A 13,462-nucleotide genomic window follows, 5' to 3' on the forward strand; every position below is an offset into this window, starting at 1 on the left:
GCGCGTTCCCAGGAACGCGCCCTTTTCATTGTCCAGGCTTGGCCGCGATGCGACCGCTCAAGCCAGCGTGCGGACAACAAGATCGCTGACCGGAATATTCTCCGCCAGCGCGGCGCGGCGAACCTCGTCGGCGCTGCGCCAATGGCTGTGACCGCCCAGGCTGGTCATAACTCCACCGCGCATCGCCACGAATAAACCGGTACGTCCCAGATTGACGATTCTCGTCATGATTCAATCTCCCGCCCGATGAAGAAAATTTTAGGTGAAACTGTCTTATTCTTCATGCGATAGAGATTTTACCTCTGCCCGCAGATTTATCAAACCGCGTCCTCTAACGTCAATAAGACTTCCGGCATTCAACCCACTGCTGTTTTCGTAGGCTACCTTTCATTCGTAAGGACCAACTCTCATCAGAACACTACCGCTGACAGCCTATTGTTAATTCTCATCAAATTTTATTTGTTTTGTGCGAAGCCACGGAAAAGGGGTGTCCCACCGAAAGCCTTATCCCAACCGCGCAGCGTGGGAACGTCCGCATGGCGTGTAGGGTTGTCAGCGAAGCCGCCACCCGATCCATCGGCGGCACAGTGCGGGGAAAAACCTGCGAGGCATCGGCATCATGGCAACAGCACAGCGCCGCGTCGGCATCTGCGGCACAGCCACCACCGCTCACTTCGGACTGGATACGGCAGAGGAGGACAGCAGCGAAGGCGGGAACAGCGAGAAGATCGGGCTGCCGCTGACCATCCGTCCGGCAAGGCAGGAGGATTTGCCGACGCTCGAATGGTACGGTCTGCACACACCCCATCGCGAAATCATCGCTGGCGCTTTCCGTCTTCAGGAACGCGGTGACGGCGCCATGCTGCTGGCCGACGTCAACGGTTTCCCGGTCGGCCAGATCTGCATCGATTTCCTGCGCAAGCGGCCGAACGGCCGGGCGACCCTATGGGCACTACGGGTGTTCGAACCCTTTCGTGGGATCGGGATCGGTGTCCGTCTGGTGCGGGCAGCCGAACGGGTGGTGATCCAGCGCGGCGTGCCCTTCGCCGAACTGGGCGTCGATCGCGACAATGTCGGCGTGCTGCCCTTCTACGAACGGCTGGGCTATGAACATTGCGGGCGGGAGCGCGGACAGTTCCTCTACCATACGCCGGAAGGCCGGCTGGTCCGCGTCGCCATCGACCAGTGGCTTCTGCACAAACGGCTGCCTGAAGCCGGTGGCACGGCCAGCATCCCTTCAGACCGCAGCCGGAGCCTGAAGATGGCCGGCGACTGACCCCCCACGCCGCCATTATCTATCTCGCCGACGTCTATTCGGCCGCCATCGCCATATCGCCCATGGTGGGGCCGGTTGCCGGCGTCACCAGACGCGCCACCCGTCGGCGCGGCAGGAAGATACGCGCACCATCCAGGATGCCGCCCAGTTCGACCATCGCGTCGGTCGCCATGAGCAGTGCGACCGGCGGCAGCCAGCGGTCGAACAGCTGCGCCGCCATTTCCGCATCGCCGCTCTGTACCGCGGCCAGGGAATCCAGCAGGGCGGCTTCGTCGATGCCGATCCGGCTGCAGGCCGGGCAGCGGATCTCCGGCCGGCGGGCACCTGACACCGCAAAGGTGCCGAGCAGGGCGAACAGCGGCAGCAGTGCGGTGTTCGGCACGCCGGCCACATTCAGCCCGATGCGCATCGATGCCATCGCGCCGGCGGTGCCGGCACGGAACCACTGGCGCACACCGGTCAGCAGCGCCCGTTCGGCGGTCGTCAGGTCCGCCACCGTCCAAGGCGAATACCGCCCCTCTTCCACCGTTCCGCACATGCCGATGCTCCTTCATCCGGTTGCAGGAACACCCTACCGCCTCTCTTTCCTAATTGCGAGTCATTCTTATTTGCGATATCCGCCTGTGACAAAATGTGGCGGTCCGTGACAGTGAAAACCATGGAAAGGTCGCGTTAAGGAACCGCGGCAATCCTGAAGCGACTAAGCAGTTCAGGGGGTCGCTGGGCATGAGGCGGACGATTCGGGGGGTTGTGCTTGCACTGGTCGCGACGATCGGACTGGCTGTCGCCGGGGGCCTGACGGTCGCCCGCCCGGCAACGGCCCAGATCGTTCTGAAATCCGCCTACGGCGAGGCCTCACTGGCCGGTCCGGCAAAGGCCCGTGGCGCGGTGGTCTGGAGCCACGGCCGCTCGGTGGAGTCCGAAGATTCGGAAGCCCCCACCCCGCTCTACATGAAGGCGATGCGCGACGCCGGCTGGGACGTCTACCGGCTGGACCGCATGCGGGTCAGCGACACCCTGCCCAACAGCGCCCGTGCGCTCGCCGGCTATTCGGAGGCGCTGAAAGCCAAGGGCTATCGCCGGGTCGCCCTGACCGGCCAGTCCTTCGGCGCCTTCATCTCACTGATTGCCGCCGGCCAGACCAACGCCATCGACTCCGTCATCGCCACCGCCCCGGCCGCCTTCGGCAACTTCACCGAGGCGTTCGACAGCTACCGCGAGAACGCCGCCCAGCTCTGGCCGATCCTGCGCGAGGTCCGGCGGGCGCGGGTGATGATGTTCTTCTTCCACGGCGACGATTTCGATCCGGGCGGACGCGCCGAGCCGGCCCGCAGCATCCTGACCCAGCGCGGGCTGAGCAGCCTGATCGTCGACCAGCCGTCTCTGCTGATCGGCCATGGCGCCGCCAACACCGGGCTGTTCGTCCGCCGCTTCGGCGCCTGCATCGTCCGCTTCGCGGAGGAGCCGCCGACTCCCAACGACCCGCCCTGCGACGAGACCTGGGGCCGCAGCCCGAGCGCCGAGATGCTGCAGGCCGCCCTGCCCGCGAACTCCTCCGGCTCCGCCAGGGGCAACGACGCGACCGCCACGCTGCGCCCCTACATGGGCATGTGGTACGGCAGCTACATCAATGGCCGCGAGGTCGCCCTGTCGGTGGAAAAGGCCGAGGGCGACGCCGTCTATGCCGACTATGTGCTGGGCGCCGGCATGGAATCTGACCAGCCAGCCGAACGGGTGCGCCGCAAGGGCCGGATCGAGAATGGCGAGCTGGTCTTCGACGAAAAGGGGCGCAACATCCTGCGCTACCGCCTGCGTCCGGATGGCCGTGTCGCTGCCAGCTGGCTCGACAAGGACGGCCATGGACGGCTCGACACGGTGCTGCGCCGGGTGAACTGATCTCCGCTTGGCGGAGAGCCGCTCAGCTCTCCGCGAGGAAGTTGCGGACGATGGCGATCTGCTCATCCGTCATTAGGGAGGGGGCGTGGCCGGTGTTGGCAATTTCAACCACCCGCACCAGACCGGCAGCCCCTGGCCCACGCTCCGCCATCCGCTCCGCCGTTTCGGCGCTCAGCAGGTCGGACTCGGCACCGCGCAGGACCAGCACCGGGCAACGCACACGATCCCACAACGCCCACAGATCGACATCGCCGATGGGCGCCGTCTTGAACGCATCGCCGATGGCCGGATCGTAGGCCAAGCGGAACCGCCCGTCGGGCAGCGGCCGGGCACTGTGCTGCGCCATATGGCGCCAGCACTCGTCGCCGATCGTGCCGAAGCCCATCAGCACGAAGCGCAGGTAGGATTCCAGCGCCGGCAGATCCTCGAACACCGGATCCTTGCCGACATAATCGGCGATCCGCTGCAACCCGGCCTGGGCGATGAAGGGGCCGACATCGTTGATCACCATGCGGCGGATCGGGCTGTTGGCCTGCGCCGCCAGAGTCATGCCGATCAGCCCGCCCATCGAGGTGCCGATCCAATCGACCGTCTCCACCCCCATGCGGGCGATCAGCGCCACCATGTCGGAGCAGTATTGCGGATAGCCGTAGAGCGCCGGCACCGGCAGCCAGTCGCTGCGGCCGCGCCCGACCACGTCGGGACAGGCCACCCGCCAGCCATCCGCCAAGGCCAGCGCCAGCCGGTCGAAATCTCGGCCGTTGCGCGTCAGCCCATGGACGCAGACCGCCGTGCGCGCGGCATCGTCCCGCCCCCACTGGGTGTAAGCCATCCGGTGGAACCCGGCGGCGCTGAGGCCGAGGACGTTGCGTTCGGACATCGGCACGGGCGGGCACTCCTGTTCAGGATTGACGGGACTATCCCTTTTTCGGCGATTTGGCGCCGCGTGGCAACTCCGCCTCGACCGCGCGTTCCGCTGCAGCACGGATGGCCGGCATGGCCGAAGACGGCTCCGCCACCGACCCGTCGAAGGGATGGCGGGTGTTGTCGTAGATGCGGCGGATGATGCGGACGTAGTTGCGCGTCTCGTCATAGGGCGGAACGCCCTTGTAGCGGTCGACCGCCCCCTCCCCGGCATTGTAGCCGGCCAGCGCCAGCGTCACGTCGCCCTGGAAATAGGCCAGCAGCCAGCGCAGGTATTTCACCCCGCCGGTGATGTTCTGCTTGGGGTCGAAGACGTCGCCGACGCCGAATCGGTCGGCCGTATCGGGGATCAGCTGCATCAGCCCGGCGGCGTCCTTGGGCGACACCGCATCGGTGCGGAAGGCACTTTCCGCCTGGATCACCGCCAGCACCAGCGCCGGGTCGACGCCGTACTTTGGCGCGATGCCGTTGACCAGCGCCACCACCTCAGCCGGGGGCGGCCCCATCTCCCGCACCGGCCCGGCGCCGGGGCGGCACCAGGGACGGATGCGCCCCATGCGGCCGGGCACATAGTTGACCAGCCGTCGCGCCTCCGGATGTCCACGCGAGGCGGCGGCGCGCAGCCAGGCGGTGCCGAGCCGCCGGTCCTTGTGCACCCCCTTGCCGAACAGATAGCGGCGTGCCAGCCGGAACGCGGCATCGGCGTTACCCTGTTCCGCCAGTTCGCAATCGCCTGATCTGGTCTTGAGAGACGGCGGCGGCAGTTCGGCCACCGCGTTCGGCTTCGCTGCGGATTTCGCATCCGCCGCCGCGGCGATGAACACCGACCCGATGCCGACGCCACCCAGCGCCAGCGCAATCAGCGGCACCATCAAGACACGACGAACGAACAAGCCACGACCCTCCTGCGATCCCGCGCCATCCTACGGGAAGCGGAAGTATGGTGTTGCAACCTGTTCAGGACAAGGGTGGGTCAATAAGAGGTAGATCATGGTCCGCGGCGGCGCCTGCCTTGCTTCTTCGGCGCCCCTTCCGGAATGCCGCGACCTTGACGGGCACTGCTGATGCCTATACTGCCGGGGGTTTCCAGCCCCAGGTCCATAGCCTCCAGCCGGCGCAGCTCGTCGCGCAGACGGGCAGCCTCCTCGAATTCCAGGTCGGCGGCAGCGGCCCGCATGCGTTTTTCCAGATCGGCGATGACGCTCTTCAGGTTGTGCCCGACCAGCTCGTTGGAGTTCAGGCCGGTCTTGACCGTCACATGGTCGCCGCGCTCGAACACGCTTTCCAGAATGTCGCCGATGGCCTTCTTCACCGATTCCGGCGTGATGCCGTGTTCCAGATTGTAAGCCATCTGCTTCTCTCGGCGTCGTGCCGTTTCGTCGATGGCGTACTTCATGCTGTCGGTGATCTTGTCGGCGTAGAGGATCGCCCGTCCGTCGATGTTACGGGCGGCACGGCCGATGGTCTGGATCAGCGAGGTCTTCGACCGCAAATAGCCTTCCTTGTCGGCGTCCAAAATCGCCACCAGCGCGCATTCCGGGATGTCCAACCCCTCGCGCAGCAGGTTGATGCCGACCAGCACGTCATAGGCGCCCAGCCGCAGGTCACGGATGATCTCGATGCGCTCCAGCGTCTCCACGTCGGAGTGGATGTAGCGCACGCGCAATCCTGCCTCGTGCATATATTCGGTCAGCGCCTCGGCCATCTTCTTGGTCAGGGTGGTGACCAGCACGCGATAGCCCTTGGCGACCACCTCCTTGCACTCGCCGATCAGGTCGTCGACCTGGGTCTCGGTCGGGCGGATGATCACCGGCGGATCGATCAGGCCGGTCGGGCGGACCAGCTGTTCGGTGAAGACGCCGCCGGTGCGCTCCATTTCCCAGGGACCGGGGGTGGCGGAAACGAAAACCGTCTGCGGCCGCATCCCCTCCCATTCCTCGAACTTCAGCGGGCGGTTGTCCTTGGCGCTGGGCAGGCGGAAGCCGTAATCGGACAGCGTCGATTTGCGGACCAAGTCGCCGCGGTACATGCCGCCGATCTGCGGCACCATGACGTGGCTCTCGTCGACGATCAGCAGCGCATCGCCCGGCAGATATTCGAACAGCGTCGGCGGCGGATCGCCGGGGGCGCGGCCAGTCAGATAGCGGGAATAGTTCTCGATGCCGGCGCAGGAGCCGGTGGCCGCCATCATCTCGATGTCGAAGGTGGTGCGCTGCTCCAGCCTCTGCGCCTCCAGCAGCTTGCCTTCGGCGGCGAACTCCTCCAGCCGGTCCTTCAGGTCCCGCTTGATCTGGTTGATCGCCTGATTGAGCGTCGGCTTCGGCGTCACATAGTGGCTGTTCGGATAGACGCGCACGGCCTCCAGCGCCGCCAGCTTCTCGCCGGTCAGCGGGTCGATCTCGTGGATGGCCTCGATCTCGTCGCCGAACAGCGAGATGCGCCACGCCCGATCTTCCATGTGGGCCGGGAACAGCTCCACCGTGTCGCCGCGTACACGGAACAGGCCGCGGCCGAAGGCGGCGTCGTTGCGCTTGTACTGAAGCTCGGTCAGCTTGCGCAGCAGCTCCGGCTGGGCGATCACCTCGCCCTTGCGCAGGTCCACCGTCATTTCGGAATAGGTCTCGACCGAACCGATACCGTAGATGCAGGACACCGACGCCACGATGATGACGTCGTCGCGCTCCAGCAGGGCCCGCGTCGCCGAGTGGCGCATGCGGTCGATCTGCTCGTTGATCGACGATTCCTTCTCGATATAGGTGTCGGTGCGCGGGACGTAGGCTTCCGGCTGGTAATAGTCATAGTAGGAGACGAAATATTCCACCGCGTTGTTCGGGAAGAACGACTTCATTTCGCCATACAACTGCGCCGCCAGCGTCTTGTTGGGCGCCAGGATCAGCGTCGGGCGCTGCACCGTCTGGATGACGTGCGCGATGGTGAAGGTCTTGCCCGACCCGGTGACGCCCAGCAGCACCTGATCCTTCTCGCCCTGCCGCAGTCCGCCGGTCAGTTCCTCGATGGCGTTCGGCTGGTCGCCCGCAGGCGTGTAGTCCGACACGATGACGAATTGCTTTCCGGCTTCCAGCTTCGCGAGCGGCTTGGCGGGAATGGCGGAGAGGACGGGACTTGCCATGGGGCGGCGATCCGGATCAGGGGACGGGTACGGAACAGGAACCGATTATATGGCCGCAACGCCCCCGTCTGTCGAGCGCAGGCTTGGCGGCAATTGCGATACGGTTCATTCCCCGCCCCGCATCGGATTTCCTGAAACGCTTGCCCTCGGTGCATTCACGGGGACTTCAACGCCTCACGCAAGTGGCCTGGAAGTTGATGGCACAGGATAGATAGGTTCCCTAACTTGAACGCTGCATTAGGTTATGGCATTATCCTGTTTAGAGTATGAAGTTGAGGCTGCTCACGAAACGTATCCGGGATGGGACAGCAGCAGGTGGCCCATTCCTGAAGTGCAGTCACAACTTTTCGTGGACAATCTGTTGTCGCGCAGTTGACGGATCATTCATGTCAGACAAGTTTTTCTCCGAGATTTCCGAAACCCTGTCTTCCGCCCGGTCGGTAGAGGATTTGACCCGCCCGCTGCTGAGCCTGCTTGAAGCGGTAACGGAACTGGAGGCCACCTATCTGACCTGCATCGACCAGGAAATGGGCATACAGCGTGTTCTGTTTGCCTACAACACCAAGACAATGCAGATTCCTGAAGGGCTTGTCGTTCCTTGGGAAGGGACGCTGTGCAAGCGCGCACTCGATGAGGGGAAGTTCCACACCGAAGACGTGCCGACGCTATGGGGCGATTGCGACGCCGCCAAGGCTCTCGGCATCCAGACCTATGTCAGCACTCCGGTCCGGCTGAATGACGGCACGCTTTTCGGAACGCTGTGCGCGGCCGGGTCCGAACGCAAGCCGCTGACCCCGAAGGGGGAGCAGACTCTCCGCCTCTTCTCCTCGCTGATCGGCCTGCATGTGGAACGGGAACAGCTTCTCGAAAACCTGCAATCGGTCAACAGCGCGTTGGAGGCCTATTCCTTCACCGACGTCCTGACCGGATTGCCCAACCGGCGATTCCTTTTGAAGGAGATGGACCGTCTGTTCGCCGGCGCCGAATCGACGGGGCAGACGGTCCTGATCGCTTTCATCGATCTCGATGGCTTCAAGGCGATCAACGACCGTCATGGCCATGAAGTCGGAGATGCGTTTCTGATCGAGGTGGGCAAGCGCCTGTCGGCAGGCCTCCGGTCCGGGGACATCCTAGGCCGCTTCGGCGGCGACGAATTCATCGTCACCGGCCTGGGTCCATCCGGAGATGCTGCGGGTCAGGCAGCTGCGGAGACCCTGTGCAACCGTCTGGCGCCGCTGCTGATCGGCGAATACGGGTTGCGGGGCGTCACCCTGCACTATTCCGGCGCTAGCTTCGGCCCCACCGCCGTCGATCCCTGCACCGTCACCGTGGACGCAGCGTTGCGGAAGGCCGATGCCGCCATGTATGAGGTTAAGCGCGAACGGAAGGCGCAAAGAGCCTGACCGCGAAGCGGGGCGCCGGAAGCGCCCCACCCCAGTGCCCTTACCCCAACGCCTTCGGATTGGAAATTCCCAGCCGCGCTTCGACGATGGCCTCGAGCGAGTCCATCAGCACGTCCTGCCCCTCCTGGTCGAAATCGCCGGCGGCGATCTCGATGCACAGGCGGTGCTGCAAGGCTTCCACCCGCTTGCGCAGGTCGTCGCCGGACAGCGCGTCGTCGGCATCCTCGCCATAAAGCAAGGCGAGCGCCCCCAGCATCGAATGGCCGGCGGCGTCCAACCCCTTCAACTCGCGCTCGGCAATCTCCAACGCATTGGCGACCATCAGCGCGGCGAAACGCGCCTCCGGCGCCACATGGGGAAGCACGTCGGCACGGAAGGTGGAAGCGGCGATCTCCAGCAGGCCGCGGGCGTCGGGATTGGCGCGCATCAGGCCACCCTCTCCACGGCACCCGCCGCCACGCAGCCGATGGCGCTGATGGCGCGCAGATGGCGCAGCATGTCCATCTCGATTTCCGGCAGCATCCGTCCGGTCAGCGCCAGTTCCAGCGAGCGCTCGGCGCCGGAGCTGTGGCGCAGCCCCTGCTCCACCGCGATCGCCGCCCAGCGCAGATAGGCCGCCGTCTCCCAATAGGCGACCCGCGCCTGATCGACGCGGCGGCCGGAGGTTTCCTCATAGCCGGCATAGAACTCCGCCCGGTCGGCGATGCCGCCCGCCTCGCGGTCGGGCCGGCGGAACCGCCAGGACCGGGAGCAGAACCAGCCGAGGTCCTCCATCGGGTCGCTGAATCCAGCGAACTCCCAATCCAGGATCGCGGTCAGCGCACCGTCCTTGACCAGATAATTGCCGGTGCGGAAGTCGCGATGGCACAGCACCACCGCACCCGGTTGCGGCGCGTTGACCTCCAGCCAGCGCAACCCCCAGGCGATCACCGGATCGCGCCGCCCCAGATCGCCGAACCAGCGGCGGTACTGCGCCAGCGTCTCCTGCGCCGGACAGTCGGGCGCCTCGCCCAGCCGCTCCAGCCCCTCGGTATCCGGTGTGATCCGGTGCAGCAAGCCAAGCTGCCGCCCAAGCTCGCGCGCCAGGTCCGGCTGCGCCGCGTCGGACCGCGTCACCGCATGGCCGGCACCGAGACCTTCGGCCCGCCGCATGATGTAGAAGTCATGGCCCAGTACCGCGGGATCGTCGCAGCCGAACAGCGGTTCCGGCGCCATCACCCCGGCCGCGCAGGCGGCGCGCAGCACCACGAATTCCCGCAGCTTGCCGATGCTGGCCGAAATACGCCCGCCGCCCTCGGCCCGCAGCACGCAGGCATGGCGCCCGGCCAGCGGCCCGCCGACGATATCCAGCGTCACCGCCAGATTCAGGGAGATCGCCCCGCCGCCGAGCCGTCCATCCTCCGTCACCGTGACACGGGATGCGCCGGCCTGTGCGGCCAGCCAGTGTTCCAGTCGAACCCGGTTGTCACCTGACAATAGCGAAGGCGGGGACTGGTCGGACGCTTTCACGACGTGCATGACGATCTCCCTCCGAAGGTTTGCTGGCGCGTTGGTTCGCGCGTCTTTATCGGTTTGAGCCGCCGATGGTAGGCACGAAGCGCTGTTGCAGACAAGTTTCACCTTGGTAGGAAAAACGACTACACCCCCAAAAAAGTCGGCCCCTCCCCCACCGGTCAGGCGGGGAAGGGGCCGTTTTTGCATGAGTGAAGGAGGAGAGGCTTACGCGGCGACCGGGTGGCTCGTGCCCTGCTCCTGGCCGGCCGTGTTGCCCTGCTGGGCGGCCGGAACCGGGGCCGGCTTGGCTTCACGGACCGGAAGCATGTCACCGATGCCGAAGGCGACGGCCATCAGGTTCGGCACCGCCATAGCGGCGAGCAGCACCGACCACAGTTCCAGCGACAGGGTGCCCAGCGGGTTGACCAGCGCAGCGCTGGCGGACGAGGCGACCAGCGCGGCCGACAGCCAGGCTTCCGGCTTGGCGCAGAAGCGGCCGGCGGCGCGCTTGCCGCCCTTGGCGGTCACCCGGAAGGCATCGTGCTTGCGGACCAGACCGCGGACGACGGCCAGGGCGACGGTGGTGGACAGTGCCATGCCGACGGCGCAGGCACCCAGGCTTTCCTTCCAGCTGTTGCCCGAGGCATAGCGCGAGGCCAACAGGCTGGAACCGGCGCGCAGGACCAGGGCACCCAGCACGGCGGCGGTGGCGGCCACCGGCGGCAGGTGCAGCGGCAGAACCAGCGAGGCGAAGGTCCAGACCACCGCCGCAGCGGCGGCGAACAGGCCGACGGCATCGGACCACCAGCGGATCCAGTTGGTGACGTAGCCCAGCTTCTGCCGCGCGCTCAGCTCGGCCGCCCCCGGCAGGAACTTCTTCCAGTGGGCGCGGACGATCTGGGTCGAGCCGAACACCCAGCGGTCGCGCTGCTTGCGGAACTGCATGAAGTTGTCCGGGGCCAGACCGGCGCCGAGGCGCTCGTCGGTGTAGGCGGCGCGGTAGCCGGCCGACAGGATGCGCAGGCCCAGTTCGGTGTCCTCGCAGATGCCGGCTTCCGACCAGCCGCCGACCTGATCCATCGCCGAGCGGCGCAGCATGATCATCGTGCCATGGCAGATGAAGGCCTGGGACGACACGCCCTCCTGCATGCCGACATCGAAGAAGGGACGGTACTCGGCGGTCATCGCCGACTTCAGCACCGTCTCGTGGCCGTCGCGGTGTTCCTGCGGAGCCTGGACGATGCCGACCGACGGATCGGCGAAGGTCGGGGCCAGCTTCGACAGCCAGTCGGGCGACACGGTGTAGTCGGCGTCCAGCACGGCGACGATCTCGGCGGCCGGATCGGTGTGGCGCAGCGCGGCGTTCAGGGCGCCGGCCTTGAAGCCGGAGATCTTCTTGTACCAGTGGAACTTGAACTTCGGCCCCAGCGCCTGGCACATCTCCTCCACCGGGCGGACCAGATGCTCCTCCACGGTGTTGTTGATCAGGACGACGACCTCGTAGTTCGGGTAGTCGAGCCGCGACAGCGAGGCCAGCGTGGCGTTCAGCACGTCCGGCTGCTCGCGGCAGGCGGCGACGTGGATCGAGACCATCGGCTTGTGCTCGATGCTGGGCACGCCCTGCGGCAGCAGGGCCGGGGCGCGGCCGGTCAGCAGCCGGCGGGCGACGTCCACCAGATCGGCGAAGGCGACGCTCATCATCAGGGTGCCGAGCGCGAAGGCCGAGCCCCAGGTGGTGACAGCACCGAAGGTCAGATATTCGGAATAGGCGCCGGCGACGGCAGAGCCGATGGCGAAGCCGATGATGTTGGCGCCCAGCGAGGCGGCGAGCGCGAAGCCGGCATTGGTCCGGCGGCGGAAAACGGCGAAGGCCGACAGGGCGAGGCCGACGGCGAGCGCCACGCCTGCGGCGACACGCTCGCCATAGGGGGCGGCGACAGCGCCGGTCATCGACCATTTCGGCTGACGGTCGGCGTCCAGCACGCCCCAGGTCGGGCCGGGCGAGCCTTCGATGGTCGACTTCCAGATGCCGTCGAAGGCCTCGACGACGTTGTAATGCAGGCCGAGCGCATTGGCTTCCGCCGCGAACCCACGGACGACGGCGGCCTGGGCCTCCGGCGTCGGGTAGGCGTCGTGGAAGTTCTCACCGCCCGACGGCCAGCCGACCTCGCCGACGAACAGCGCCTTGCCCGGATGGGCCTTGCGCACGGTGTCGAGCCGGTCGCGGATCCAGGTCAGCGCATCGGACACCGGCACGCCTTCCCAGTAGGGCAGAACGTGGACGCCCATGAAGTCGGACGCCTTCACCGTTGCATTTGCCTTGACCATCTCCGACCAGACGTCGGCGGTGCCGACCTTGATGTTGGCGGGCACGGCGGCGCGCACCCGCTTGATGTAGGAGGCCAGCTCGGCATCGGTCAGTTCGGCGCGCAGCAGCGTCTCGTTGCCGACGACGATGCGCTTGATGCCGCGAAATTCCTTGGCGAGCGCGATGCCGTGCAGCACCTCCCGCTCGTTGCGGGACTTGTCCTTGCTCAGCCAGATGCCGAGCGTGACGTCCAGCCCCTTGGACACCGCGATCTCCGGCACCTCGCCCTGCGAGCCGAGCGTCGAGTAGGTGCGGACGCCGTCGGCAAAGCCGGCGATGGCGGTCATGTCCTTCTCGATGTCCTTGCGCGGCACCACCGGCTGGTGGTTCGGGTCGTAGCTGCGGCCCGACGGCGAGTAGGACACGGATTCGATACGGCCTGGCTCCGCCTCCATAGGCGTCGGCGCATTGCGCCAGGACCAGAAGGACGCGTGGCCGGCGGTCACGGCCAGCAGTGCGGCGGCGATGGCTGCGCGTCGGATCGAGTTCTTCGGGTTGCTCATGGGGAGTTCGCGTGCCCTGTTGCTGGGTGGCCGTTCGCCACCGGACATCCGCACAAACGGGCAAACCCACTTCCCTATTCCGCCGCTTCCAGAAAATTTTTGTGCAGTGCGGAGAGCGGAACCCCGGCCGGCGGCTCCTGTTGGACAACGACAGGTTTCTCAATGCTCAAGCCACAGGAGAACGCCCCATGGCCACCCGCCACGAAGACAGCCCCGAACACAAGAAGGCCCACGATCTGGCCGAGCAGGCGCTGGACAGGGCCGCCGGCGGCGATCCCCGCAAGGCGCGCGACCTGATCGAGGAAGCCAAGAGCATCGATCCGAAGATCGGCGAGGAAATGGCCCGCGAGGCCGCCGAGGATCAGAAGAAGGCCGACAAGTTCGTCGGCAAGACCGACAGGTAAAATCGACTTGTAGAAACAAGAAGGCCCCCCTCCCGTGCAGGGAGGGGGGCCTTCTTGTTTGTCC

The 13,462-nt window shown here is 66.1% G+C and carries 12 protein-coding genes; 4 read left to right on the forward strand and 8 right to left on the reverse strand.

From position 1 onward, the window contains the following. Nucleotides 1-57: 57 nt before the first annotated feature. Nucleotides 58-228, reverse strand: coding sequence for a hypothetical protein (locus ABNQ38_RS17350; protein WP_158285618.1), 171 nt, complete (start codon nucleotides 226-228; stop codon nucleotides 58-60). A 391-nt stretch (nucleotides 229-619) separates the two neighbouring features. On the opposite strand from ABNQ38_RS17350, the gene ABNQ38_RS17355 reads away from it, so the two are divergent. Next, the gene (locus tag ABNQ38_RS17355) at nucleotides 620-1,276 is read left to right on the forward strand and encodes a GNAT family N-acetyltransferase (RefSeq protein WP_377809475.1); all 657 of its coding nucleotides are present in this window, start codon (nucleotides 620-622) and stop codon (nucleotides 1,274-1,276) included. Nucleotides 1,277-1,310: 34 nt separating this feature from the next. Here ABNQ38_RS17355 and ABNQ38_RS17360 read toward each other — a convergent pair whose 3' ends face one another. Next, on the reverse strand, nucleotides 1,311-1,814 hold the full coding sequence (locus ABNQ38_RS17360) for a hypothetical protein (protein WP_109051747.1): 504 nt from the start codon (nucleotides 1,812-1,814) through the stop codon (nucleotides 1,311-1,313). A 188-nt stretch (nucleotides 1,815-2,002) separates the two neighbouring features. On the opposite strand from ABNQ38_RS17360, the gene ABNQ38_RS17365 reads away from it, so the two are divergent. Beyond that, nucleotides 2,003-3,172, forward strand: coding sequence for an alpha/beta hydrolase (locus ABNQ38_RS17365; protein ID WP_377809476.1), 1,170 nt, complete (start codon nucleotides 2,003-2,005; stop codon nucleotides 3,170-3,172). A gap of 22 nt (nucleotides 3,173-3,194) precedes the next feature. Here ABNQ38_RS17365 and ABNQ38_RS17370 read toward each other — a convergent pair whose 3' ends face one another. The 3 genes from ABNQ38_RS17370 to uvrB form a co-directional block, all read right to left on the reverse strand. Then, nucleotides 3,195-4,052: an alpha/beta fold hydrolase gene (locus tag ABNQ38_RS17370; protein ID WP_377810092.1), complete on the reverse strand. Its 858-nt coding sequence runs from the start codon at nucleotides 4,050-4,052 to the stop codon at nucleotides 3,195-3,197. Nucleotides 4,053-4,089: 37 nt separating this feature from the next. Next, nucleotides 4,090-4,989 (reverse strand): lytic transglycosylase domain-containing protein, encoded by a 900-nt coding sequence (locus ABNQ38_RS17375; RefSeq protein WP_377809477.1) that lies wholly within the window; start codon nucleotides 4,987-4,989, stop codon nucleotides 4,090-4,092. A 95-nt stretch (nucleotides 4,990-5,084) separates the two neighbouring features. Beyond that, nucleotides 5,085-7,226 (reverse strand): excinuclease ABC subunit UvrB, encoded by a 2,142-nt coding sequence (uvrB, locus tag ABNQ38_RS17380; protein ID WP_377809478.1) that lies wholly within the window; start codon nucleotides 7,224-7,226, stop codon nucleotides 5,085-5,087. 386 nt (nucleotides 7,227-7,612) lie between these two features. Here uvrB and ABNQ38_RS17385 point away from each other — a divergent pair, with 386 nt between their 5' ends. Then, nucleotides 7,613-8,629 (forward strand): GGDEF domain-containing protein, encoded by a 1,017-nt coding sequence (locus tag ABNQ38_RS17385; protein ID WP_377810093.1) that lies wholly within the window; start codon nucleotides 7,613-7,615, stop codon nucleotides 8,627-8,629. A gap of 40 nt (nucleotides 8,630-8,669) precedes the next feature. Here the strand turns inward: ABNQ38_RS17385 and ABNQ38_RS17390 are convergent, their stop codons facing one another. The 3 genes from ABNQ38_RS17390 to ABNQ38_RS17400 form a co-directional block, all read right to left on the reverse strand. Further along, nucleotides 8,670-9,056 carry a DUF6285 domain-containing protein gene (locus ABNQ38_RS17390; protein WP_377809479.1) on the reverse strand — a complete coding sequence of 129 codons (387 nt, stop codon included), beginning with the start codon at nucleotides 9,054-9,056 and terminating at the stop codon, nucleotides 8,670-8,672. Further along, complete coding sequence (locus ABNQ38_RS17395; RefSeq protein ID WP_377809480.1) at nucleotides 9,056-10,147, reverse strand: phosphotransferase family protein; 1,092 nt, start codon at nucleotides 10,145-10,147, stop codon at nucleotides 9,056-9,058. The genes ABNQ38_RS17390 and ABNQ38_RS17395 overlap by 1 nt, the downstream gene beginning before the upstream one ends. A gap of 201 nt (nucleotides 10,148-10,348) precedes the next feature. Further along, complete coding sequence (locus ABNQ38_RS17400) at nucleotides 10,349-12,994, reverse strand: glycosyltransferase (RefSeq protein WP_377809481.1); 2,646 nt, start codon at nucleotides 12,992-12,994, stop codon at nucleotides 10,349-10,351. A 188-nt stretch (nucleotides 12,995-13,182) separates the two neighbouring features. Here ABNQ38_RS17400 and ABNQ38_RS17405 point away from each other — a divergent pair, with 188 nt between their 5' ends. After that, a complete protein-coding gene (locus tag ABNQ38_RS17405; RefSeq protein ID WP_377809482.1) occupies nucleotides 13,183-13,398 on the forward strand; it encodes a hypothetical protein in 216 nt (71 codons plus the stop codon). The last annotated feature ends 64 nt before the right edge of the window (nucleotides 13,399-13,462 follow it).

This window comes from Azospirillum sp. A29, assembly GCF_042604625.1.
Classification (GTDB): Bacteria; Pseudomonadota; Alphaproteobacteria; order Azospirillales; family Azospirillaceae; genus Azospirillum; species Azospirillum palustre.